This window comes from Gordonia amicalis NBRC 100051 = JCM 11271 (assembly GCF_000332995.1).
Taxonomy (GTDB): Bacteria; Actinomycetota; Actinomycetes; order Mycobacteriales; family Mycobacteriaceae; genus Gordonia; species Gordonia amicalis.
In genome coordinates, this window is sequence record NZ_BANS01000050.1 from 1 (window position 1) to 24,661 (window position 24,661).

General features: G+C 66.4%; 20 protein-coding genes and 2 pseudogenes. 9 read left to right on the plus strand and 13 right to left on the minus strand.

Annotated elements, in window-relative coordinates:
* Positions 1-97 precede the first annotated feature (97 nt).
* Positions 98-1,390 (plus strand): competence/damage-inducible protein A, encoded by a 1,293-nt coding sequence (locus tag GOAMI_RS19750; protein ID WP_040005035.1) that lies wholly within the window; start codon positions 98-100, stop codon positions 1,388-1,390.
* A gap of 215 nt (positions 1,391-1,605) precedes the next feature.
* Here the strand turns inward: GOAMI_RS19750 and GOAMI_RS19755 are convergent.
* Positions 1,606-3,240, minus strand: a pseudogene (locus tag GOAMI_RS19755) (acyl-CoA synthetase).
* A gap of 530 nt (positions 3,241-3,770) precedes the next feature.
* Between GOAMI_RS19755 and GOAMI_RS19760 the strand changes: the two are divergent.
* Positions 3,771-4,517 carry an esterase/lipase family protein gene (locus tag GOAMI_RS19760; RefSeq protein WP_006438358.1) on the plus strand — a complete coding sequence of 249 codons (747 nt, stop codon included), beginning with the start codon at positions 3,771-3,773 and terminating at the stop codon, positions 4,515-4,517.
* Positions 4,514-5,403 (plus strand): annotated as a pseudogene (locus GOAMI_RS19765) (oxygenase MpaB family protein). Before GOAMI_RS19760 ends, GOAMI_RS19765 begins: the two are co-directional and overlap by 4 nt.
* 57 nt (positions 5,404-5,460) lie before the next feature.
* Here the strand turns inward: GOAMI_RS19765 and GOAMI_RS19770 are convergent.
* The 6 genes from GOAMI_RS19770 to GOAMI_RS19795 form a co-directional block, all read right to left on the minus strand.
* Entirely contained in the window at positions 5,461-6,795 is a 1,335-nt protein-coding gene (locus GOAMI_RS19770) for an NtaA/DmoA family FMN-dependent monooxygenase (protein WP_006438361.1), read from the minus strand.
* A gap of 73 nt (positions 6,796-6,868) precedes the next feature.
* The gene (locus tag GOAMI_RS19775; RefSeq protein WP_006438362.1) at positions 6,869-7,642 is read right to left on the minus strand and encodes an ABC transporter ATP-binding protein; all 774 of its coding nucleotides are present in this window, start codon (positions 7,640-7,642) and stop codon (positions 6,869-6,871) included.
* A complete protein-coding gene (locus GOAMI_RS19780; RefSeq protein ID WP_006438363.1) occupies positions 7,639-8,526 on the minus strand; it encodes an ATP-binding cassette domain-containing protein in 888 nt (295 codons plus the stop codon). The genes GOAMI_RS19775 and GOAMI_RS19780 overlap by 4 nt, the downstream gene beginning before the upstream one ends.
* Complete coding sequence (locus tag GOAMI_RS19785) at positions 8,523-10,142, minus strand: ABC transporter substrate-binding protein (protein ID WP_006438364.1); 1,620 nt, start codon at positions 10,140-10,142, stop codon at positions 8,523-8,525. Before GOAMI_RS19785 ends, GOAMI_RS19780 begins: the two co-directional genes overlap by 4 nt.
* Before the next feature lie 69 nt (positions 10,143-10,211).
* Complete coding sequence (locus GOAMI_RS19790) at positions 10,212-11,087, minus strand: ABC transporter permease (RefSeq protein WP_006438365.1); 876 nt, start codon at positions 11,085-11,087, stop codon at positions 10,212-10,214.
* A gap of 3 nt (positions 11,088-11,090) precedes the next feature.
* Entirely contained in the window at positions 11,091-12,128 is a 1,038-nt protein-coding gene (locus GOAMI_RS19795) for an ABC transporter permease (RefSeq protein ID WP_243828549.1), read from the minus strand.
* Positions 12,129-12,529: 401 nt separating this feature from the next.
* On the opposite strand from GOAMI_RS19795, the gene GOAMI_RS19800 reads away from it, so the two are divergent.
* The 4 genes from GOAMI_RS19800 (at position 12,530) to GOAMI_RS19815 (ending at position 15,559) form a co-directional block, all read left to right on the plus strand.
* The gene (locus tag GOAMI_RS19800; RefSeq protein ID WP_006438367.1) at positions 12,530-13,387 is read left to right on the plus strand and encodes a GntR family transcriptional regulator; all 858 of its coding nucleotides are present in this window, start codon (positions 12,530-12,532) and stop codon (positions 13,385-13,387) included.
* Between the two features lie 80 nt (positions 13,388-13,467).
* Positions 13,468-13,983 (plus strand): NADPH-dependent FMN reductase, encoded by a 516-nt coding sequence (locus GOAMI_RS19805; protein ID WP_006438368.1) that lies wholly within the window; start codon positions 13,468-13,470, stop codon positions 13,981-13,983.
* On the plus strand, positions 13,980-14,486 hold the full coding sequence (locus GOAMI_RS19810) for a flavin reductase family protein (protein WP_006438369.1): 507 nt from the start codon (positions 13,980-13,982) through the stop codon (positions 14,484-14,486). The genes GOAMI_RS19805 and GOAMI_RS19810 overlap by 4 nt, the downstream gene beginning before the upstream one ends.
* A 140-nt stretch (positions 14,487-14,626) precedes the next feature.
* Positions 14,627-15,559: an SDR family oxidoreductase gene (locus GOAMI_RS19815; RefSeq protein ID WP_006438370.1), complete on the plus strand. Its 933-nt coding sequence runs from the start codon at positions 14,627-14,629 to the stop codon at positions 15,557-15,559.
* A 127-nt stretch (positions 15,560-15,686) separates the two neighbouring features.
* Here GOAMI_RS19815 and GOAMI_RS19820 read toward each other — a convergent pair whose 3' ends face one another.
* Positions 15,687-16,973 carry a bifunctional 3,4-dihydroxy-2-butanone-4-phosphate synthase/GTP cyclohydrolase II gene (locus GOAMI_RS19820; RefSeq protein WP_006438371.1) on the minus strand — a complete coding sequence of 429 codons (1,287 nt, stop codon included), beginning with the start codon at positions 16,971-16,973 and terminating at the stop codon, positions 15,687-15,689.
* A 296-nt stretch (positions 16,974-17,269) separates the two neighbouring features.
* Between GOAMI_RS19820 and GOAMI_RS19825 the strand changes: the two genes are divergently transcribed.
* Positions 17,270-18,223: a DUF808 domain-containing protein gene (locus tag GOAMI_RS19825; RefSeq protein ID WP_006438372.1), complete on the plus strand. Its 954-nt coding sequence runs from the start codon at positions 17,270-17,272 to the stop codon at positions 18,221-18,223.
* 160 nt (positions 18,224-18,383) lie between these two features.
* Entirely contained in the window at positions 18,384-19,166 is a 783-nt protein-coding gene (locus GOAMI_RS19830) for a sulfite exporter TauE/SafE family protein (RefSeq protein WP_006438373.1), read from the plus strand.
* A 1-nt stretch (position 19,167) separates the two neighbouring features.
* On the opposite strand, the gene GOAMI_RS19835 is transcribed toward GOAMI_RS19830, so the two are convergent.
* The 5 genes from GOAMI_RS19835 to GOAMI_RS19855 form a co-directional block, all read right to left on the minus strand.
* Complete coding sequence (locus tag GOAMI_RS19835; RefSeq protein ID WP_006438374.1) at positions 19,168-20,268, minus strand: ABC transporter ATP-binding protein; 1,101 nt, start codon at positions 20,266-20,268, stop codon at positions 19,168-19,170.
* Positions 20,269-20,371: 103 nt separating this feature from the next.
* Complete coding sequence (locus GOAMI_RS19840; RefSeq protein ID WP_006438375.1) at positions 20,372-21,259, minus strand: carbohydrate ABC transporter permease; 888 nt, start codon at positions 21,257-21,259, stop codon at positions 20,372-20,374.
* A complete protein-coding gene (locus tag GOAMI_RS19845; RefSeq protein WP_040005039.1) occupies positions 21,259-22,218 on the minus strand; it encodes a carbohydrate ABC transporter permease in 960 nt (319 codons plus the stop codon). The genes GOAMI_RS19840 and GOAMI_RS19845 overlap by 1 nt, the downstream gene beginning before the upstream one ends.
* A gap of 2 nt (positions 22,219-22,220) precedes the next feature.
* Positions 22,221-23,570: an ABC transporter substrate-binding protein gene (locus GOAMI_RS19850; protein WP_006438377.1), complete on the minus strand. Its 1,350-nt coding sequence runs from the start codon at positions 23,568-23,570 to the stop codon at positions 22,221-22,223.
* Positions 23,567-24,610 carry a sugar-binding transcriptional regulator gene (locus tag GOAMI_RS19855; RefSeq protein ID WP_006438378.1) on the minus strand — a complete coding sequence of 348 codons (1,044 nt, stop codon included), beginning with the start codon at positions 24,608-24,610 and terminating at the stop codon, positions 23,567-23,569. The genes GOAMI_RS19850 and GOAMI_RS19855 overlap by 4 nt, the downstream gene beginning before the upstream one ends.
* Between the last annotated feature and the right edge of the window lie 51 nt (positions 24,611-24,661).

Genomic DNA, 24,661 nt, shown 5'->3' on the forward strand with positions numbered 1-24,661 from the left:
TACAATCACCACCGCGGTCACACAGCACTCGGAGGACAACCACCAGCCAGCCGCGTACCCAACCTCTCGGGTCGTCAGTACAACTAGGCTCGATCCCGTGAGTGTGCGCGCAGGCATCGTGGTGACCGGAACCGAGGTTCTGACCGGGCGTATCGCCGACCAGAACGGGCCGTGGCTGTCCGAGCAGCTCCTCGAGCTGGGGGTGGACGTCGCCCACATCACCATCTGTGGTGACCGGCCCGCCGACCTCACTGCCCAGCTGCGCTTCCTCGCCGACCAGCAGATGGATCTCATCGTCACCAGCGGAGGCCTCGGTCCCACGGCCGACGACCTCACCGTGGCGACGGTTGCCGAGTTCTGTGGACGCGACCTGCAGCTCGACCCCGCACTCGAGGACCACATCGCCGGAATCATCCGGCGCTGGCGGCCCGACACCGTGGACCTCGACGACGGGCCGACCCGGATCGGGATCCGCAAGCAGGCCCACGTTCCCGTCGGCGCCACCGCCATACCGCCCACCGGCACCGCACCGGGCGTCGCCGTCCCCGCGACACCCGACGAGCCGCTGCCGACGATCCTCATCCTGCCCGGCCCACCCGTCGAGCTGCAGGCGATGTGGCCGACCGCGATCGCCTCACCCGCCATCGCCGAGGTGCTGTCCCGGGCCGACGACCTCACGCAGGAGACCATCCGGGCGTACGGACTGCACGAGGCCGAACTCGCCGAGACATTGCGTCGTGCCGACGACTCGATCCCGGGATTCGACGCCCTCGAGATCACCACCTGTCTGCGCCGCGGGGAACTCGACATGGTCACCCGCTTCGCCGCCGATGATGCCGCGATCTACCGGCAATTGCTGACCTTCCTCACCGAACACCATGGGCGACAGATCTTTTCGACCGATGGCTCGACCATCGAGGATCAGCTGATTGCGACGCTCGACGGACGGCTGATCGCCACGGCGGAGTCCTGCACCGGCGGGCTCATCGCGGCGCGGCTGACCGACCGCCCCGGTTCTTCCACCTACGTCACGGGCGGCGTCGTGTCGTACTCGAACGAGGCGAAGTCCGACCTGATCGACGTGCCCGCAGAACTGATCGCCTCGCATGGGGCGGTCAGTGAGGAGGTCGCCGCCGCGATGGCCGAGGGAGCTCTGAGTCGCCTGAAGTCCGATGTGGCGGTCTCGACCACCGGGATCGCCGGACCCGCAGGCGGCACCGAAGCCAAACCGGTCGGCACCGTCTGCTTCGGCGTCGCCGTCAAGGGCTGCCCGACCTACACGGTCACGCGACGTTTCCCCGGCGACCGGGAACGGGTCCGCTCCCTCACCACCACCGCCGCGCTGCACCTGGTCGTCGCGCAGCTGGAGAGAAGCCCCGCCGCCGGTTGACCTCCCTTGTCGAGTTGTCCCCTGCTACTGGTGGAGCGGCCCCTGTGTGGCGGTTGCTCGTCGTTTCGACGCGGTGGCTCGCTGGCGCTCGCTACCGGCTCAACGAGCGTGGTCACGTGGCAGTATCGGCTCGCCCGCGCTCGCCACCGGCTGCCGGTTGAGCTCTCCCCCCTGCCGGTTGAGCTCTCCCCCCTGCCGGTTGAGCTCGTCGAAACCTACAGCGGCCCGGCGGGCAACTGCCGGCGGACGAGCTTGCCCGTGGGGTTGCGCGGCAACTCGTAGACGAAGACGACGTCACGTGGCACCTTGTACCGCGCCAGATTGGCCTTCACGTGCGCCTTGATGTCCTCGGGTGACGGGTTCGCGTCCTGCGCCGCGACGATGAAGGCGCGCAGCCGCTTCCCGAATTCGTCGTCGTCCACGCCGATCACCGCGACGTCGTCGATGTCCGGGTGTTCGGCGAGGAGGTTCTCCACCTCGAGCGGATACACGTTCTCGCCGCCGGAGACGATCATGTCGTCGTCGCGGCCGTCGATGTGCAGCAGGCCGTGCTCATCGAAGCGCGCCATGTCACCCGTCGACATGTAGCCGTCGATGATCTCCTTGTTCCGTCCGTCGGTGTACCCCTCGAAGGGTGCGCCGTTACGGACGAAAAGTCTTCCGCGGACGTTGGTTCCGGAGATCCTACGGCCCTCGTCGTCGAAGAGTGCGAGCCGGCTGGTGACCGGCGGGCGGCCCACCGTGCCCGGCGCGAGTCGCAGCTCCTTAGGCTGCGCGACCGAGGCGACGGCCACCTCGGTGGACCCGTAGAGGTTGTAGAGGACGTCACCGAAAGTGTCCTGCACCGCTTCCGAAAGCGCCGGTGACAGAGCCGATCCCGCGATGACGATGATCCGCAGCGCGGACGTGTCGTACTTCTTGATGACATCGGGTCCGAGAGCGAGCATGCGGTGCAGCATCGTCGGCACCGCGACCAGCACCTCCGCCTTGTGCTCGGCGAGCGCGGCCAGGGTCTTCTCCGGGTCGAACCGTCGCATCACGACGGTCTTGTTGCCCAGCGCTGTCCCCACACCCCAGAGGGCGAAACCGGTGGAGTGGAAGATCGGCGAGACGATCACCATGGTGCCGCGCTGCGGGAACGGGATGCGGTCGAGCAGGAGGGCACTGGAGAACGGCGACAGCTTGGAACGTTGTGCCCCCTTGGGCAGACCGGTCGTGCCGCTCGTGAGGATGACGAGTCCGGTTCCGGAGGCGTCGCCGTGTCCCCGTCTGCGACGATGTCGTCGAGGGTGCGAACCCCCTCGGGGACCGGACGCTCGCCGTCGACCCAGGTCACGATCCGGAGCGTCTCGGCAGGCAGAGCATCGGCGAGGTCGGTGAACTCCTCGTCGTAGAGCATCGCGACGATCTTCTCGCGTTCGGCGACCTCGACGAACTGGGTCTTGCCGAATCCGGTGTTCATCATGGCCAGTCGGTAACCGGCCTTTCCCGCGGCGCTCATCGTCGTCAGCAGGCCCCGGTGATCGCGGGCGATCACTCCGATCACCGAGCCTCGCTCGACGCCGGAGGCCTCGAGGTGGTTCGCGAGCGCGTTGGCGTTCGCGTTCAACTCGCCGTAGGTCAGTTCGCCGCGTTCGTCGGCGACCGCACCCGCTTCCGGGTACTCGTCCGCGCCGTGTGCCACCACCGAAGCGCAGGGTCCGTACCGTCTTCGCGCGCTTGACCGTTGTCAGGAGCTCCTTCGGACGTGTGGGGTCCAGCAGCCCCGAACGCCTGAGCACCTTGAGCGCTCCGACGGCGTCCTGCACCTGCTCGACGGCAGTCCCGACCGCACCGGTCACCGAGACCATGTCCACCCACCTTTCGCGGCGGGAGCCGCTGTCCGCGCCCACGGGTCGGCTCGGGTGACCCCGCGGTTGGTCACGGGCGTCACCAATGGCCGAAGCAGGTGCCAGAGTAGGGCGCCACTCGGCGGTCGATGTCCGCTTCGCCGAAATCGGTTCGGTGCCAACGCTTGCCGGATCACCGGACTTTCCCGGCCCGGATACCCGGCGAACGTTGCCGGAATCGGATTACCGATTCGTTGCGATTTCGCGACAACTCTGACAACATCTGTCATCAGATCGAGGGCGGAGGAACATGTTCAGTTTTCGACGGTTGACGACGATCGTCACCGCTGCGGTGGCATGCACGATGACAGCGACGCTGGGTCTGTCCGGAGTGGGTGCGGCCGGGGCCGCGCCGGCGAAGAAGTACCCCGTGTCCTGGGACTTCCGGTCCGCCATTCCGAACGTGCTCAACCAGACGCTGGACGCGAACTGGTCCCCGCCGGGCACCAACGACCCGTCGTGCAAGCTGACGAAGGAACGCCCGAACCCCGGTGATCCTGCTGAACGCCACGGCGACCACGCAGTGGGCCTACACCGCGGGCGCTCCGTACCTGGCCAACCGTGGGTACTGCGTGTACACGTTCAACTACGGCAACATCACGCCGATCCCCAGCTTCCCGATCCAGGGTCTGGACGACATCGAGAGGTCGGCCCGCGAGGTCTCGCGCAACGTCGACCGGATCATGCGTCAGACGGGCGCGAAGAAGGTCGACCTGGTCGGCTGGTCGCAAGGCGGTGGCCTGTTGCCGCACTACTACGTCGATTTCCTCGGCGGCGACAAGAAGGTCGACAAGGTCATCGGCATCGCGCCCGGCAACCACGGGTCGACCGGCGACAGGCTCACGTACGTCAGGTATTTCATCCCGCCGTTCGGACCTGTCGGCTACGACATCTTCAAAGCGCTGTTCCCCGCTTTCGCGCAGCAGGCGCAGTATTCGGATCTGGTCCGGAAGGTCTACGGCAACGGTGACACCAAGCCGGGCCCGCACTACCCGACGATCGTCACCAAGTACGACGAGATCGCGACCCCGTTCACCAACGGCTTCCTCGAGGGCGACAATGTCACGAACATCCTTCTGCAGGATGACTGCCCGGTCGATCTGTCCGAACATCTGTCGATCAACTTCAGCGAGCGCACCTGGCGGCATGTGCGAAACGCGTTGACACCAGCAGAGGCCACGCGCGTACCCTGTTTCCAGGTCGACCCCTTCTATCCCGGAATGAGTGAAGGCCGATGACGGCAGATCCAGCCCCCGCTCGACACGATGCCGCCGACACCGAGATCGCCGCGGACGACATCGCGACCGACGGTATCGCGCCCCTGGGCCCGGATTCGGTGGCCTGGAAGGTTTTCGGTGATCTGACGTTCGTCCTGGGCGCACCGCGTCGTCTGCTCATCGATGTCGCCCACCCCGTGGTGGCCACCGGCGTGCGCGAGTTCTCGGTCTTCGAGACCGATCCGTACGGGCGCGCCGAACGCACGCTCGACATGATCATGGGTGTCGTCTACGGCCGCGAGGACGCGCTCGACATGGCACGCCGGCTGCGTGAGCGCCACCGCGACATCAAGGGCCAGAACACGACGGCTCGCGCTGGAGTTCACTGAATCCCGAAGCGTTCCACTGGGTTCACGCGAGTCTGGTGCACGGGATCTACACCCAGCAGAAGGAACTCGGTCGCGGTTGGAAGCCGGGCGAGGTCGAGCAGTTCTATCTCGAGATGCGTCAGGTCGGACGCATGTACGGGGTGCGCGAGCAGGACATGCCGGAGAACTGGGAGGCCTTCTGCACCTGGTTCGACGAGATGACCCGCACCAGGCTCGAGCGGTCGGACATGACCGATCGGGTCTTCGGTGTGGTGACGTCTCCCAAGCCGCCGCCGCACATCCCGGTCCTGCGGCACGCGCTCGTGTGGAACACGACGGTTCGTCCCGTCGCCGGCCTCGTCCTGGCCACCGTCACCGCGGGTCTCCTCACACCGGAACTGCGCGAGTTGCTCGGCATCGACTGGGGCACCGGACGACGTGTGCTCTTCCGCCTGATCTCGTTGCAGTCGCGGCTGGTCATCCCGCGGCTGCCCAGGGCCATCCGGATGGTGCCGCACGCCCGCGCCGCCTACCGGTGACGACAGACACCTCGTCCCCACCCGCGAACGGCGGGTGGGGACGGGGTGTTTCGTGGCTCAGAAGGCGCGCAGGTTCTCCCTCAGGGTAGAGCCGGTGTACTCCTCGCGGATGAGTCCGCGGCGGCGCAGCTCCGGTGCCAGGCCGTCGGAGATCATCGCCAGGTTCATGCGCGTGGTGGGCAGGTAGAACAGGAAGCCGTCACCACCCGCCTCCTCCATGATCTCGCCCATCTTGTCGGCGATGGTGGACGGTGAACCGATGAGACCCATGTCCTTGACCTGGAAGCTGCTCGCGACGACCTCACGAAGCGTCTCGTCCTCGCGGCCACCGAACAGTCCGGCGATCGAGGTGTACTCGCCGTTCTGCTTGGAAAGGTCGATGTCGCCGACCTTGGTGTCGGGATCGATGGCACCGAAGTCGATGCGACCGCCCGAGGTGTAGGACATGTTCCACAGGTTGTACTCGATGGCCTTGTCCGTCTTGCGGAACGCCTGGGCCGCTTCGTAGGCGGCCTGGGCCTCCGCGTCGGTGGCCGCGATCGTCGGGGTCGCGATGAAGAGGACCTTGATGTGGTCGGGGTTGCGTCCGGCGGCGGCCGCCCGGGCACGGATGTCCTCGCGGTAGGCCTTTGCGTCTGCGGCGTCCTCGACGATGGCGATCTGGGTGTCGTCGTAGTTGGCGGCGAGCACACGACCCGGCTCCGAGCTACCGGCCGAGCAGATCGGTACCTCACGCTGCGGACCCGGGATGGTGTTCAGCGGGCCGCGGCACTTGAAGAACTTGCCCACGAACTCGATCGGGTTGACCTTGGTGTGGTCGGCATAGACACCGGCGTAGGGATCTGCGATGACGGCGCCCTCCTCCCACGAGTTCTGCAGTGCCTTGACGACGTCGATCCACTCCATCGCCATCTCGTAGCGCTCGTCGTGCTCGAGATGCCGTTCGTAGCCGAAGTTCTGGGCGACGCGATCGGTGACGCTGGTGACCACGTTCATGCCCACGCGGCCCTCGGTGAGATGGTCCAGGGTGGTGAACGCACGTGCGGCGAGGAACGGCGGGTACTGGATGGTCGAGACCGTCGGGACGATGCCGATGTGCTTCGTGGCCTGCGTCATCAGCGGGACCAGCGGCAGCGGATCGTTCTTGGGGGCCATGAAACCGCGGCGCAGCGAGGTCTCGGCGGAGTTGTTGTAGGAGTCCTCGACCATCGAGGTGTCCTCGATGAGGATGTAGTCGAAGCCGGCACGCTCGAGGCTCTTGGCCATGTCGACGTGGATGTCGGGCTTCATCCAGTCCAGGTGGTTGGTGCCGGTCCACGGACCGTCACCGTTCGTGGGGCTCCAGGGGTGAATGCCGAAGCCGTCTCCGAGGAACCAACCCATGTGGAACATTGCGATCTCCTGTCGTGCGAAGTGGTTGTGAGAGGTGTTGTCCGCCGACCGGGTCGGCCGGTGAATCGTTGGGTCAGGCCGCTGTTTCCATGGCCTGGTAGGCGCCGACGAGCGTCTGTGTGTAGTCGTTCGACGGCGCGTCGAGAATCGACATCGTCTCGCCCGATTCGACGACCGTGCCGCGGTTCATCACCAGCAGGTCGTCGGTGATGAACGCGGTGGCCGGGAGTCCGTGCGAGATGAAGACCAGGCCCAGTGAGTGCGTTTTGACGTAGTCCTTGAGCAGGTTCAGGACCACCGCCTGCGCCGAGACATCGAGGGCGCTCACCGCCTCGTCGCAGACGAGGATGTCCGGACCGACGACCAGCGCGCGGGCGATCGAAAGACGTTGCCGCTGACCGCCGGAGAGCTGATGCGGATACCGCTCGACGAGTTCGGGCGCGATGCCGAGTTCGGCGACGATCGCGTCCACGGCGACGTCGGCCGCCTTCGCGTCCAGCCCCCCGAGGATCTGCGCCGGACGTCGGATCGCCTCGCGGACGACGCGGCGCGGATCGAACGTGGTGGTGGTGTCCTGGGCGACGAGCTGCACCTTGCGGCGGTACTCGAGACGACCCGGGCGACGTTCCAGCAGGCGGGAGAGGTCGCGGCCGTCGACCAGGACCTGACCCGAGGTCGGCGCGGTGAGACCGACGATCATCTTGCCGAGAGTCGACTTGCCCGAACCGCTTTCGCCGACGATACCGGTCGCGCGGCCACTCTCCAGCTTGGTGGTCACCCCACCGACCGCGGTGACCTTGCGCCCGTACTGCTTGTGCACGTCGACGACCTCGATGATCGTGCTCATGCTGCTGCCTCCTCTCTCATGACCGTGTCCAGGGTCGGAAGACGTTCCAGCTGAGCCGAACTCAGCGTGGGCATGCATTCCAGCAATCCCCGGGTGTACGGGTGGTTCGCGTGGTCGAGGTCCTTTGCGGCGACGGTCTCCACGACGCTGCCGGCCCGCATGACGAGCACCTTGTCGGCAAAGCGTCGAGCGAGAGCGATGTCGTGGGTGATGAAGACGAGCGACGCCCCGTTCTCGATGGTGAGACCGGTCATGAGTTCCATGACCGACACCGCCAGGGACGCATCGAGAGCACTCGTCGGCTCGTCGGCGATGAGTAGTTCCGGCTCGGAGGCCAGCGCGATCGCCATCATCACGCGCTGACGCATGCCGCCGGAGAGCTGGCCGGGTACCGACGACATGACCCGGCGCGGTTCGACGATGCCGACCTGCTCCAGACGGACCTCGGCGGCCGTGGCGCGGTCCTTACGGGAGCCGTACCTGCTCTTCGGCAGGACCGCGGTGAGCTGGCTGCCCACCGACCAGATCGGATCGAGGGAGCTCATCGCATCCTGGAAGATCATCGAGATCCCCTGGCGCCGAGCCGGAATCCGCTGAGCCTTCGCTGCGAGCAGCGAGCGGCCGGACAGCGACATCGTCGTCGCCGACACCTCGCCCACACCCGGCGGGATGAACCCGCCGAGCGCGTTGGCGATGCTCGACCTTCCCGAACCGGACTCGCCGACGATCGCGACCCGCTCGCGCCGGCCGATCGTGAACGAGGTCGGGTGGACCTTCTCCACCCCGCCGTAACGGATCGTCAGATCGATGACCTCGAGGACCGGGGCGGCATCGCCCGACGCGTCCTCTGCGGTTACCGCGACCTGGTCGGTGAGCGTGGTCATGGCTTGAGCTCCGAGTAGTCGATCACGCTGTCGGTGCGGAAGACGTAGCCCTCGACACCGTTTGCGAATGCGTTGAGCGGCTGCACGTATCCGATGTAGACGGTCGGCATCTGGTCCTGCAGGATGCGTTCGGCCTCGTTCCACTTGCCCCATGCGGCCGGGGTGAGAGGCTCGCCGGAGGCGTTGCCGGCGGCGATGGCGTTGTTCAGCGGTGCGTAGTCGAAGTCCGGCCAGTTGATCGGCGATCCCGGGGTGTAGAAGAGGGACAGCACGTACGGCGGGGATTGCACGACCGCGTAGTCACGGCCCATCGATGCCTGGAACGTCTTGTTGGCCAGTCCCTCCTGGAACACCGCCGAGTTCACCTCGTTGAGGGTGACCTCGAATCCCGCGGCGCGAGCAGCAGTCTGGATCTGGACCGCCGTCTCCTTGAGATCGGGCACGGCGTTGTTGACGGTCAACTCGAACTTCACCGGGGTGGTGATCCCCGCGTTGCGCAGGATCTCCAGCGACTTCGCCGGGTCGGTGGTGTTGCTCTTCAGTCCGTTGCCGTTGTAGTCCGGGAGCGTGTCGTTGAGGATCGACGAGATCGGGCCCAGCCGGCCCTTGTAGACGTCCTTCATGATCGCGTCGTAGGGAACCGCGTAGGAGAAGGCGCGGCGGACCTCGACGTTGTCGAACGGTGCCATGGTGGTGGTCAGCGGCACGTACACATATGCGTTGCTCGGCACGGTGAAGATCTGGGCGGCGTTCGCATCGCGCAGGGCGACCTGGTCGGCGGGACGCAGCTGGGTGGCGACCGATGCGTCACCGCTCTTGACGAGGTTGGACCGCTGGCCGGCGTCGGCGACGACGCGCTGGACGACGCGTTTCACCTCGGGCTCACCGAGGGCGTATCCGGGGTTGGCCTCGTAGACCATCTGCTGGCCGGGGGTGTAGCTGCTCAGCTTGTAGGCCCCGAAGCCGAAGTCCGCGTTGGTCTTCGAATACTCGACGCCGTACGGGTCGTCGGCGGTGGCGTGTGCTGTCAACACCTCGGAGTCGTAGATGGAGTACGGGGTGTTCGCCAGCAGCGACAGCAGTGTGAAGCCGTGAGACGGATCGGCGATGCTGATGGTGACAGTCGCGTCGTCGACCTTCTTCACCTGGTCGGTCGAGGTGATCACGGGAGCGCTGACGAACGACACGATGCTGGTGTCGACCTCGAACTTGCGCTTGAACGAGAAGATCACGTCGTCGGCGTCGAGGGCGTTACCCGCAGCGCTCTTGGCCTCGGTGTTGAGATGGAAGGTGTAGACCTTGCCGTCGGGGCTCACCTCGTAACTCTTGGCCAGCACCGGCTCGAACTTGAAGAGCTCCTGGTGTGCCGAGAGTCCATCTGTTCCTGCGACGTACGGGTTGCGGATGAGGGTCGCGCCGGTGTTCAGGAAGAACTCCGCGGCCTCGTAGCCGGTGGCGCTCGTCTCGTAGCTGAAGCTCGGGGGCTGGGCCGCGGTGACGATGACCACGCCGCCCTCGGCGGAGTTGTTCGACGACCCGCCACCGCACGCGCTGAGTGTCAGTGCGGCGGCGAGGGCGAGCGCGGTTCCGCTAACCAAGGTGGACAGTCGTTTCATGGGTATCGGGTACTCCGTTCTGGGAATGAATGGGATGCAGAGAGGGCCGGTTGACGCGCGCCGGTCAGGTCAGACGCGGCGACGACGGGAGATGAAGGTGGTGACCCGGGAGGCCGCCCACACCGAGTAGGCGAGGGCGATGACGGGGAACAGGGCGGGCCACCAGCGTCCGACTGCTGCGTCGGCGGCCCCGTCGGCGAGCATGTTCCCCCACTCCGCGGTCGGGAGCGGGATGCCTACGCCCAGGAAGCCGAGGCCGGCGCAGAAGATGATCCCCATCCCGAAGATCGCCGAAGCGTTCTCCAGGACCGGTGCACACGAGTTCGGGATCACGTGGCGCAGGAGGATTCGGAACTCCGATTCGCCACTCATCCGCGCGGCGGTGACGAAACCGTCGTTCCGTGTCCGCAACACCTCGGTACGCATCAGCCTGCCCTGGAAGGGCATGAGCACCAGGGCCAGTGCCAGTGCGATGACCACCGAATTGCGTCCGAAGAAGGACACGATGACCAGCCCGCCGATCATGACGGGCAGTGCCTGGACCAGATCGATGGTGCGCCCGAGCGTCGCCGCGATCGCGCCGAGCAGGCCGCCCTTCGAGCCGTACATGCCCGCGATCGATCCGATCGCGATGCCAACGGCGGTCGCGAGGAGGGTCACCCCGATCGCGATGGCGATGTCGAGGCGGAAGGCGGTGAGCGTCCGGGACAACACGTCGAAACCGTTGGAATCGGTGCCGAACCAGTGGTCCCCCGAGGGCGCGCTCGACGGGGTTCCGACCACCTCGGTGGCCGATTGCGGTGCCAGCATCGGTCCGAACACCGCGAGGAGGAGCAAGAGTGCGAACGGGATCAGACCCGCGTAGTCGCGTAGTCGGGCTGTCTTCCCGAGGCGCGGGGCCGTGTGGGAGGTTTCGGCCGTCGTGGAGAGCGGCGCCATGACCATGTGTCAGACCTCCTGGTTGCGCGAGTCGCGTCGGCGGGAATCGAGAAGACCGGTGGCCACCTCGGTGAGGAAGTAGACGATCAGACACAGGCCGGCGATGACGACCAGGAATGACCGGAGGGCGAACACATCCGACGACCGGACCGCGTCGACCGCGTACTGGCCCAGCCCGCCGAGTCCGAACAGCGATTCGAGGACCACCGCGCCACCGAGGAGCAGGCCGAAGATCATGCCGAGCATCGCGACTGCCGACGGCAGCGCCCTGCGGTAGACGCTCAGGACGACCACCCGTCGTGGTGCGCCGGAGGCGATCCGGAATCGAGTTGCCGGACTGTCGATCTCGGTGTCGAGGGCCAAGACCAGCGACTTGACCAGGATCGCCGAGTGCGACACCGTCATCACCGCGACCGGCAGGATCAGGTGGGCGATGTAGGAGTTGGCCGCCGCGGTGTCGCCCGCGATGACGGCGTCGAGGATCGGAAACCCGGTGACCTCGGCCGGCGGCAGGAGGATCGGGTCGAGCCGTCCGGACGGGGCCGGAACCCAGGCCAGCGTGGCGAAGAAGACGAACAGGAACAGGATGCCGACGACGTATTCGGGGATCGCGCCCGCCGAACTGGCGTAAGAGCGAAGCACTTTGGAGAACCGGTTGGTCGGCCGGGTCACGATCAGGTAGGACATCGGCAGGCTGATCAGACAGGCGAAGAACAGGCCGGCGCCGATGAGCTCCAGGGTTGCCGGGACTCGCGTGGCCATGTCCTCGGCGACCGGCCGGCCGGTGGCGATCGAGTTGCCGAGGTCCAGGCTGAACAGCGAGGTCAGATAAGTCCAGAACTGCGAGACCGGAGAACCGTTCAGTCCATACGATTCTCGCGCCTGTTCCAGTGCGGCACCGGACAGGCGGCCACCGGAGGCGGACACCAGCGGATCACCGGGGATGAGCTGGACGAGGAAGAACGCGACGACGACGAAGATCAGGAAGTTGACGACGCCGCGGCCGGCCGCGCGTCCGATCCAGGCCCACTCGGACAGTCGTGACACGACTCCCCCGAACGCGGAGCGCTTCGTCCCGGTGCTGCCGCCTCCCGCGGCAGTCGCCCCACGTCGTGCATCGAGGTCACCCGGGTCGACAATGCCTGGCTGGACACTGATATCGACGGTCATTCGATCCCTCCCATCTACGGCTCGAGTTATTGGGTCCTGATCCTCAGGCCGATTTGTTTCGAAACCCGCGCCCTGGCGTGACTGATCATTTGCGCGGGTTCACACTCGCGCTCATCGAGGTGTTGTCGCAGGTCACGAGGTCGTTCGGCATCGATGCGGTCGTCTTTGCGCCGGATGTGACGCGCACAACTTGCCCGCGCCGATGCCGACAAGAGTCCATAGACTCACTACGCATCGGCAGTTCGACCCCCGTTGTCGCAAGATCGGAAGTCATACCCATGACGACACCACCCCCCTATCACCCCCGCTCGCGCGGCGGCTCCGCACGCGGTCGTCAGGTCTCCTCTCGACGCGTCCGCGACCTCATCCTCGCGTCAATTCGCAACGGCACCATCGACATCGACGCGCAGCTGGTCGAGGAAGATCTCATGATCATGTTCAACTCGAGCCGCGGATCGGTGCGAGCGGCACTGAACGAGCTGAGTGAGACCGGTGTCGTCATCCGCCGGCCTCGTGTCGGCACGCGGGTCAACCGGCGGGATCTCGGTGTCGCACTGGACGACATCTCCGCGACCGGCGGCGAACTGGTTCACATCCAGGTGACCGACCAGTGCATCGTGCCGACCTTCCCGCTCATCCGCGAACGTCTTCGAATCGACGACGACGTGGTCCGTCTCGTCGAGAACTCGTTCATCGCGCACGACGAGATCATCGGGATGCGTAGTGCCTACTTCTCTCCGCGTTTCAATGCCGACCCCAATGATCTTCGGGACAAACCGATGTCGATGGCACGGACACTCGCCGAGTTCTTCGGCGTCGCACCGGGTGGCGCCTCGGTCTCCATCGGTGCCGAACGCGCCGACGACCGAACCGCGCGTCTGCTCGACGTCCGCCCCGGCGAGACGCTGCTGTCACGCGAGATCCTCTACACCACCGCCGATGGAACACCGGTGGAGATCGTCTTCGACCGCTTCCGGGCGGACCGGATCCGGTTCGAATCGCAGATCGACCACTCCGATGTGACCTGGTGTCCGGAGCCCGACCAGATTCCCTCTCCGGAGGAATCGTTGAGCACCAATGAGTTACCGCAGGAATCACCTCCCGGCGCGACCGGTTCTCTCGCGCAATCTGGGTGAAATGATCGCTTGACGATTCGGCAATATCACCCGCGCACCCTGCAGGAGAACGCATCTCGCGACATTCGAAGGGGAGCATCGTGATCGTTTCCGTAGTGGCAGGCAATCCGAAGCCTGCATCGAGGACACTGACGGCGGCAAGCCTGCTGGCGTCGACCCTCACCGGCAAGGACCCCGATCACGTCGTCGACGTGGTCGACCTGGGCGCGGGTCTGCTCGGTTGGGGCGACGCCGCGGTGGCGGAGGCCGTCGAGACCGTCGCCGGCAGCGACCTCGTCGTGTTCGCCTCACCGACCTTCAAGGCCACCTATACGGGGTTGCTCAAACTCTTCCTCGACCAGTTCTCGACGAGTGACGGCCTCCAGGACGTCACTGCCATACCTCTGATGCTGGGTGCCGGCCCCGCCCACTACATGGCGCCGGACCTCCTGCTGAAGCCCGTTCTCGTCGAACTCGGCGCGATCGTTCCCGCCGCCGGCCTCTACGTCGTCGACAAGCTCTACGACGACACCGAGGCGTTTGCGCCCTGGATCGATCGCTGGGGTGCCGTCGTGCTCGCCTCGGCGAACGCAACGGTGCCGGCGGGTGACCGATGACCGCGAACGTCACCCCGACCACGGGGATGGACAGCACAGAACTGCGAAAGGCGTTCGGCGCCTTTCCTACCGGCGTCGTCGCGCTGGCCGGGATGTCGGGTCCCGAGCCGACCGTCATCGTCGCCTCGTCCTTCGCGGTCGGGGTCTCCCAGGAGCCACCCCTGGTGATGTTCGCGGTGCAGCAGAGTTCGACCACCTGGCCGATCCTGCGCGACCTGCCCAGTCTCGGCGTCTCGGTTCTGGGCGAGAGCCACACCGACGTCATCCGGCAGCTGTCCGCCAAGGACAAGACACAGCGCTTCGCCGGTGTCGGCACCACGGTGCTGCCCAGCGGGGCGTTGCTCCTCGACGACGCCCCGGTTCATTTCGAGTGCGCCATCGAGAGTTCGCACGCCGCCGGGGATCACGAGATCGTCGTGCTGCGGGTGACCGGTCTGGCGAACGATCACTCGAAGCAGCCGATCGTCTTCCACCGCTCCGCATTCGCGCGTCTCAGCGCCTGACTCGGCCGGGTCGCCGCACGACGGCGTCTACGGGCGCGTCCTCTGTGTCGTTGCCTGACCGGAAACAACCTGTACACCCCACGCACCGGAGCGCATACTGGCACGCAGGTCGGGGACGAGGCCAGCCCCGGGAGCCTGTCATGACACACCTGTCCGTCGTCGGCGCGCGCACCACACCCGATCTCACCGGAAAGGTCGCGTTGATCACCGGTGCCGGAAACGGGATCGGTTGCGCCACAGCGCACCGACTCGCCGCTGCGGGCGCGCGTCTGATACTCGTCGACATCGATCGATCTGCAGTCGAGACGGTGGCCGCGGCGATCGGCACACGGGCAAGCGCTCAGGTCGCCGACGTCACCGACTACTCGGCTCTGGAGGCCGCGGTCCGGGCCGGTGTCGAGCGGTTCGGCGGAATCGACATCGTGGTGGCCAACGCCGGCGTCGCGACATACGGGTCGTTCCGCCACCTGGACCCTCAGGCCTTCCGACGGGGAATGGACATCAACGTCACCGGCGTGTACTTCACCGTCCGGGCGGCCCTGCCCTCGATCATCGAGCGCCGCGGGTACCTGTTGCTCGTCTCGTCCATGGCCGCGTTCCTCCCCGGCCCGGGGATGGGGCCGTACGCACCCAGCAAGGCCGCGGTGGATCACCTGGCCACGTCGTTGCGCGCCGAACTCCGACGACGAGGCGTAGCGGTCGGGTGCGCGTACATGACCTGGATCGACACCCCGCTCATCCGCGACGTCCAGGCAGATCTACCCGGATTTGCCGACTACCTGAAACAACTCGGGCCGCCGTTGGACCGCATCGTCCCCGTCGACGTCTGCGCCGACGCCTTCGTGCGTGGGATCGCGCGACGACAGCGACGGATCTTCGTGCCCTGGTGGATCGTCGTCGCCGCGTGGGGCAAGCACCTCCTGGCCAGTCGACTCGGCGATCGATTCTTCGGTCCCGAGGTCGACGACTTCATCGACCGATCCGACGCGGCGGTCGCGGAGCACCATCGCGCGACCAGTGCGCGCAATCTGCGGAACGCGAACATGCCCGCCGTCGACCGCTCTGGGCTGTGATGCCGGACCGGCACCGTCATCTCCCGCACCTCTCGCGGAGTTCTCGGCGAAGAAGGCGGAACTGCTCGGCCGGCTCTGATCCGAGATCCGGCCCCGGACGCCGAAACGCCGGTTCACAAGACAAGCGCTAGTTGGAAACAGCGCCTTCGCCACAGAAGTGACGATCGTGCGGTGCGCCGAGGCCGGATGCGGCGCCCAGCAGGTGCCCGAGCCGGCGGCGCTTGGCATCGAGATAGCGGACGTTCGCCGGCATCACACCCACGACGAGCGGGACGCGCTGGGTGACCTCGATTCCGGAGTCGGTCAGACCACGTACCTTGTCGGGGTTGTTGGTCATCACCCGCGCCCGGTCGATTCCCAAGTCTGCGAGAATCGCTGCGGCTGCACCGTATTCACGTCCGTCGACCGGTTCGTCGAGTTCGAGATTCGCCTCGACCGTGTCGAAGCCCTGATCCTGCAGCCGGTACGCGGCCAGTTTCTTGAGCAGCCCGATGCCGCGACCCTCGTGGCCACGCAGGTAGACCACCACACCGCCCTCGTGGCTGATGCGTTCCAGCGCCGTCTCGAGCTGAGGTCCGCATTCACATCGCTGGGACGAGAATGCCTCTCCCGTGAGGCATTCGGAGTGGACCCGCACCAATGGGACGCCCTGGTCCAACCCTTGGCCGGTGACGCCCGCGCTCACGAGCGCGATGTGTTCGGCACCGGTCTCGGTGTCGCGGTATCCGATCGCGCGCAGCTCGCCGGTCGGCGTCGGCAGGACCGTCTCCGCGCCGCGTCGTACCCGGGGCGCCACCGACCAGCGGTCCGCGTCGTGGATCCGGCGGTAATTGACCAACTCCTCGATGGTGAGCACCGGGAGGCCCATGCGGGACCCCATCGCGGCAACCTGCGGATACCGCATCATCGAACCGTCGTCGGCGACGAGTTCCGCGATCACCCCGACCGGAGCGACGTCGGCCAGCGTGCACAGGTCGACGGCCGCCTCGGTGTGGCCGGGACGCTCGAGAACCCCACCCGGCCGGGCACGAAGGGGTAGTACATGCCCGGGCCGGGTGAAGTCTCGGGGGCCGGATGCGGCCCCGGCCAGCATGCGCAGTGTGAGCGCACGGTCGGCGGCCGAGATGCCCGTCGTGACCCCTTCGGCAGCGTCGACGGTCACCGTGTACGCGGTCGCCTTGGGATCTTCGTTGTTGGTGACCATCGACGGCAGTTCGAGCATGTCCGCCCGCTCGGAGGTCATCGGCGCGCACAACAGGCCGGAGGTGTTCCGCACGGTCCAGGCGGTCCACTCGGTACTGACCCGGTCGGCAGCCAGGATGACGTCGCCCTCGTTCTCCCGGTCGGCGGCGTCGGTCACCAGCACCGGGCGGCCCGCTCGCAGGGCATCGATGGCGTTCTCGATGGCGTTCATCAGATCTCCTCGACGTCGACGAAGCATGGTCGTCGTGGTCTCCCACGACCTCCCACGCCATTCGACACCGTCTCCGTGTCGGCACGGAAACCCGCTCGTGGCCGGAGAATTTCGCCGGTCGGCATCGTGGATTTCGCAGGTCACCACCCGTCGCGGGGCACAATCCGCCACGTATAACGACCGGTTTCGGACATTCCGCCACATCCCTGAGCTGCCCCGCCGTGAGCGCCCACCGTCGTGGCATCGCAGGCGGGGGCATACTGTTCGATGACTCGGATTCAGACCAGGAGGTTCCCGTGGCCGGTGGTCTCGTCGCATTGCTCGACGACATCGTGACTCTCACCAAGGTGGCCGCGGCGTCACTCGACGACGTCGGGGCGGCGGCCGGCAAGGCGAGCGTGAAGGCCGCCGGCGTGGTGGTCGACGACACCGCCGTGACGCCGCGGTACGTCCACGGATTCACCCCGGACCGTGAGTTGCCGATCGTCCGCAAGATCGCGGTGGGTTCCATCCGCAACAAGCTGCTCGTCATCCTTCCGGTTGCGATGCTGCTCAGCCAGTTCCTCCCGCAGGCGTTGCCCTACCTGCTGATCGCCGGCGGCCTGTTCCTCTGTTATGAGGGCGCGGAAAAGGTCTACGAGGCGATCGGCGGCGGACACCACGCCGAGGAGGAGGTGGCCGCCGAGCGTGGCCCGGAGTTCGAGAAGACGATGATCAGCGGCGCCATCCGCACCGACCTCATCCTCTCCGCCGAGATCATGGTGATCTCCCTGTCGTCGGTCGAGGACGAACCGTTCTGGACCCGCTTGGCAGTTCTGATCGTCGTGGCTTTCCTGATCACCGCGCTCGTCTACGGCGTCGTCGGGATCATCGTGAAGATGGACGACATCGGACTCGCGCTCGCCCAGCGGGAGTCGACGTTCAGCCAGAAGGTCGGCCGCGGCCTGGTCACCGCGATGCCAAAGATCATGTCGACGCTGACCGTGGTCGGGATCGCCGCGATGCTGTGGGTCGGCGGTCACATCCTCATCGTCAACGTCGGCGAGGCCGGCTTCCACTGGCCCGCGGATCAGCTCCACCACATCGAGCACTGGTTCGGCGACCTCGTTCACGGCGGCTTCGGCGGCGTGCTGTCCTGGACGGCCGGAACGGTCCTGTCCGCACTCGTCGGACTGGTCGTCGGCGCGATCGTCGTAGCGATCCTGCACGTCATCCCGAAGCGGAAGAAGAAGGACGCGGCGGCGCACTGATCCCGACCGCTCCTACCTGAAATGCGCCCCTGAAATCCGCCCTCAGCAGCAGCGTCGACGACGATATGTCGCCGGCAGCTCCGGGCCGGGCGCACTCCGGGGGCGCATTTCACCGCCCCGGTGACCGCACCATCCGACGCACCGGGCACCCTCAGAGATCGTGAGCACATGGGAACTGTTCGCCGTTCTGCTGGCCGGTATCGGTGCGGGCGCCATCAACGCGGTCGTCGGTAGCGGCACCCTCATCACGTTCCCGACGCTCGTCGCGTTCGGCGTCCCACCGGTGAGTGCGACCATCTCCAACGCGATCGGCCTGGTCGCCGGCGGCGTGTCCGGGACCTGGGGCTATCGGCGTGAACTCGAGGGACAGTGGCCGCAGCTGCGGTGGCAGATCCCCGCGTCGTTCCTCGGCGCGATCGTCGGGTGCTGGTTACTGCTGCATCTCCCGGAGACGGTGTTCGAGGCGATCGTTCCGGCTCTCCTGGTGGCCGCGCTGATCCTCGTGGTGGCGCAGCCGTGGATTCAGAAGTGGGTCGGCCACCGTTCGATCTCGCCCACCGGTGCGGGTCGGCCCCACCTGACCGCTCCCCGCATCGCCGCGATGGTGGCCGGGACGTTCGCGGTCGGCATCTACGGCGGCTACTTCACCGCCGCCCAGGGGATCATGCTCATGGCGGTTCTCGGCGTCGTCGTCCCCGACCACCTGCAGCGGATGAACGCGGCCAAGAACCTGCTGTCCCTGGTCGTGAACGTCGTCGCGGCGGTCACCTACACGTTGGTCGCCTTCGACCGGATCGACTGGTCGGCGGCCGGACTCATCGCCGTCGGCTCACTCCTCGGCGGCGTGGTCGGGGCCCGTTATGGACGACGCCTCTCACCCCGAGCACTTCGCGGGGTGATCGTCGTCGTCGGTCTGATCGGGTTATGGCGGCTACTGGCCTGACTCAGACCAGGCGATCCCCGGTCGACGGGTCGAACAGGTGAACAGCCTTGTCGGCCTGACGCAGTCGGATGCCCGCGCCACGCTTGGCCGGTGAGCGCTCGGCGGACCGCGCGACCATGACCATCGGCTCGCCGTCCAGATTCCGCACGGACTGGTCGGCGAGGTTGGCGTAGATGTAGGTCTCGCTGCCGAGTTCCTCGAGCAGCGCCACCTCGGCGTCGATCCCGGTGCCGTCGGCGAGCGCGAGGTGTTCGGGGCGGATGCCGACGATCACCGATTCCAGACCGGACCGACGCAGTGCCGCCTCGGATTCCGCGTCGATGTCCACCGTGCCACCGGAGACGGTGATGGCACCGTCGACGACCGGTGCGGTGAAGAGGTTCATTCCGGGCGAGCCGATGAACCCGGCGACGAAGGCGTTGACAGGCTTGTCGTAGAGGTCGGTCGGGGTCGAGAACTGCTGCAGCTGACCGTTCTTGAGGACCGCGACCCGGTCACCCATGGTCATGGCCTCGACCTGGTCGTGGGTGACGTAGACCGTCGTCGTGCCGAGACGACGCTGCAGCGCCGCGATCTGGGTGCGGGTCTGGACGCGCAGCTTGGCGTCGAGATTGGACAGTGGCTCGTCCATGCAGAACACCTGCGGCTCACGGACGATGGCTCGCCCCATGGCCACGCGCTGCCGCTGACCGCCCGACAGCTTGGCCGGCTTGCGGTCGAGGAAGTCGGTGAGGTCGAGCAGCTTGGCGGCCTCGGCGACCTTGCGCTTGCGTTCCTCGGTGGGCACGCCGCGCATCTTGAGCGCGAAACCCATGTTCTCGCCGACGGTCTTGTTCGGGTAGAGCGCATAGTTCTGGAAGACCATGGCGATGTCGCGGTCCTTGGGTGCGACGCCGACCATGTTGTCGCCACCGATCCGGATCTGCCCGGAGTCGATCTCCTCCAGACCGGCGAGCATCCGCAGCGCGGTGGACTTGCCGGAACCCGACGGTCCGACGAGGACGACGAACTCGTCGTCGATGTCGAGGTCGAGCGAGTCGACGGCCAGCTTGTCCGCGCCCGGGTAGACGCAGCAGGCCTTGTCGTAGGTGATGGAAGCCATGATGTTCTCCGGTTCTCTCAGAGGTTTTCGAGTCGGTGGGCGTGGGCGGTGGTCACTTGATCGCGCCGAGCCGGGACAGGTGACGCCCTACGCGACTGCTGCATCACTTGATCGCGCCGAACGAGAGCCCGCGGACGAGTTTGTTCTGGGCGATCCAGCCGCAGATGACGACCGGCAGTGCGGCCAGGACGGACGCCGCGGACAGCTGCGCCCAGTAGAGGCCCTGTCCGGACATGAAGCCGGTCAGGAACACCGGCATCGTCTGCGCGTTGACCGCGGTCATGTTGACGGCGAAGAAGAATTCGTTCCACGAGAAGATCACGCAGATCAGTGCTGTGGCGGCGATCCCAGGGGAGATCAGCGGGAGGATGACCTCACGCACCGACGTCCACAGGCTTGCGCCGTCGATGCTGGCTGCCTCGAGCAGTTCGCCGGGGACCTCCAGGAAGAACGACCGCATCATCCACACCGCGATCGGCAGATTCATTGCGGTGTAGAGGATCACCAGCGTCCAGATGTTGTCGAGCATGCCGATCTCGCCGACGATCACGTACAGCGGGATGATCGCCGCGACGATCGGCAGCATCTTGGTGCTGATGAAGAAGAACAAGGCGTCCTTGGTCTTCCGCACCGGCCGCAACGACAGGGCGAAGGCGGCGGGTACGCCGAGCAGCAGGACCAGGATCGTCGACACGATCGTCGCGAACAGCGAATTGAGCAGTGGTGTCGCGATTCCCGCGTCGAAGACGTCGCGGAACTGTTGCAGGGTGGGCTCGAAGAAGAACGTCGGCGGGTTGGTCGCGGCGTCGCTCTCCTGTTTGAAGGCGGTCATCACCATCCACAGGACCGGGAAGAAGAATCCGATGGCGATGATCCAGGTGACCGCGGTCAGCAGACCCTGTCGCGGATTGCGGCGGCGCCGGATCTCGTTGCCGGGCTGTTTCTCTGCGTGTCCCGCCGCGGTGCGGTCGGGACGGATGTCGGTGCTCATCAGGCCGGCTCCTCTGTTCCGGTGAATGACTTGAAGATCAGACGCAGTGCGAGTGAGGCGACCACGATCGTGCCGATCACCGTCACGACACCCATCGCCGCCGCCTGACCGATGTCGAAGCCGAGGAAGGCGCGCTGGTAGATGTAATACGAGAGGTTGGAGCTCGAGACACCCGGACCACCCGAGGTCATCATGTACACCGCGTCGAAGGTGTTGACCAGGTAGATCGCGCCGAGCACGGCACCCAGCTCGATGAACCGTCGCAGGTGCGGCAGCGTCAGCTCGCGGAACAGTCGGAAGCTCGTTGCGCCGTCGACGCGGGCGGCCTCCTGGATGTCGCGGGGCATCGACTGCAGTCCGGCGAGGATGAGCAGCATCATGAACGGCGTCCACTGCCAGACCAGTTCGGCCATGACGCTCATAAGCGGGAACTCGGAGAGCCAGTCGGTCTTGATGCCGAACGGGCTCAGCACCCAGTTGACCAGTCCGTTGGTCGGCGACACCAGGCTGGTCTTCCACAGCAGTGCCGCCGCCACCGGGGTCACCAGGAACGGAGTGATCAGCAACGTCCGAACGACGCCGCGCCCCAGGAACTTCCGGTCGAGGAGCAGCGCGAAGATCAACCCGAGGATCACCGAGATGAGCACGGTGCCGACGATCAGCAGGATCGTGTTGACGGTGACCCGCCAGAACTGGCTGTCGCCGAAGACCGCGACGTAGTTGTCGAGGCCGACGAATGCCCGGGAGTCCGGCCGGACGAGGTTCCACGACTGGGTGGAGTAGTACAGGGTGAACACGAACGGGATCTGCGTGACCACGATCATGAAGATCAAAGCCGGCAGCAGCGGGCCGCGTCGGCGCCAACCCTCCGCCCGCGAGATCCGGTCGCGTGACGACGTCAGGGGTGTCCGCTCGGGCGAGGATTCCTCGGGCGAGCGCGTGGAGACTGCGGTGGCCATGATCACTGCTCCCTCTGGTAGGACTTGCCGACGACCGCGGCGTACTCCTGGGACTGCGCCAACGCGTCCCGGACGCTGATCTGTCCGGCGATCGCCGCCGAGATCTGTTGGCTGACACGGGTACCGAGGTCCTGGAACTCGGGAATCGCGAGGAACTGCACTCCGGTGTAGGGCACCGGCTCCAGCGTCGGCTTCAGCTGATTCGCCGCCTGCATCGCGGTCAGGGTCTGCTCGGCGAACGGTTTCGCGAGCTCCTTGTACGCGGGTAGTTCATAGGTCGATAGTCGACTACCCGGCGGGACGTGGCTCGGACCGAGCTTGTCCGACACGTACTCGATGTAGCTCTTGCTGGTCATCCAGCGGATGAACGACCACGCCTCGTCGGGATGCTTGCTGCTCGACGGGATGCCGAGCGACCAGGTGTAGAGCCAGCCGTTGTCCTGCTTCGCCATACTCGGCGCCGGGAGGTAGCCGACGTCGCCGGCGATCGACGAGGTCTCCGGGCTCTCGAGTACCGACACCGCCGACGTGGCGTCGTACCACATCGCCACCTGCCCCTGAGAGAGCAGGTTTCCGCATTCCTGGAAGCCCGACGACGACGCGCCGGCTTCTCCGTGGTTGCGGACGGTGTCGACATAGAACTGCACCGCCGCTTCGACTTCCGGGCTGTCGAGCTGGGCGTTCCACTCCTCGTCGTACCAGCGGCCACCGAAGGCGTTGATGACGGTGTTGAGCGGTGCGAGCACCTCACCCCAGCCGGGCTTGCCGCGCAGGCAGATGCCCGCGGTGCGGTCGTTGTCGAGCTTCTTCGCGGCCTCCGCCACCTCGGGCCAGGTGGGATTCGCCGGGAGTGAGACGCCGGCCTCGGCGAAGAGCTTCTTGTTGTACATCAGGAAGGACGATTCGCCGTAGAACGGTGCCGAGTACATCGATCCGTCATGTGACAGTGCGGTTTTCAGCGTCGGGATGAAGTCGTCGGCGTCGTACTCGGGATCGGCGTCCATATAGGGACTGAGGTTGACCAGCCACCCGTACTCACCCCACATCGGGGTCTCGTAATTGCTGATCATCACGACGTCGAACTCGCCGCCGCCGGTGGCGACCGACGCGGTGATCTTCGCGCGGGCCTCGTTCTCCGAGAGCGTCACGAACTTCACCGTGACACCGGGGTTCTGCTCTTCGAACTGGTCGGACAGCGCGACCGCGTCCTGCATCTGGGAGTTGGAGACCATCGCAACGGTGATCTCGCGCCCGCCTCCGCCGGTGAGTGAGCCGGCGCCGGAGCAGCCGGTCATCACCAGGGCCGCGGTCGCCAGGAGAGCGCCGAGCATTCGGGGTCGGGAGAACTTCATTGTTCACCTTTCTCTTTCGAGACAAGCCATTCCGCCGTCGCGACGTCGGTGACCAGGATGGTGGTGTAACCACCGCGGAGAGCGCCGAGGATGGATTCCTGCCGGTGCTCGCCGCCGGAGACGAGGATCGAGGTAGGGCACGCCCGGACCGCGTCGAGGGGGACCGAGACAGTCCGGTCGACGAGGCTGGATGCCACCGCATCTCCGTTCGCGTCATAGAAGCGGCCGCCGATCTCGCCGACCGCGCCCAACTCGACGAGTTCGTCGAGCACGATCGCGTCGATGAAGGACCCTTCGAAGAGGGTCGTCGAGGTCGACACGGACCCGACCCCGAAAAGCATGACCTGCGCACCCCGTGCGGCCGAGAGCGACTGCGACAGAATCGAATCACGGTTCACCGCGGTGACGGTCTCTGGATCGACGTAGAGCGGCGCGACCAGCCGCAGGGGCCGGGCGTGGAGGCGTTCGGAGAATCGCGACAGCGCGTGGTCGACACCCGTGTGGTACTCCACCGAGGTCATCGAACCGTCCATCTGTACGACTCGCTGGCATGATGCCGACGCGCCCATGGCGTCGGCAACCGCGACCTGCTCGGGTCCCCAGGTGAAGCCGAAGGTGTCGGTGGCCTGGATGCGTCGGGTCAGCACCGAGGCGCCGGCCCGGCCCAGTGCGGCGTTTCCGGTGGTAGATCCGTCGGCGACCTCGTCGATGACCAGAACCTCGTCGAGACCGAACGTTTCCTCGACCGCACGCTCGAGCTCGGTGTGGATCGACGACGACAGATGTGCCGGTGCCGACACGGAGACGTGGACCAACCCTTGCGCCCGCGCCCGGGCGACGAGGCGGCCGGCGGTGGGTCGGGAGACACCCAGCCGGGCGGCGATCTCGGCCTGGGTGAGGCCTTCGAGGTGGTACATCGTGGCGGCGCGGACCAGAAGCCGCAGGTCCTGGCCGGTGTCGTTGCCGCGTGGGCCGACAGAACGCCCCGACGAACCCTGCTGGTCGTCGGCGGTGTCGGCCGCCTGCTTGCGAGGTGCCATCGGTGGCCTACCCCCGTTCTCTGTGAGCAGATGCTCACTGGCGGTGAATGT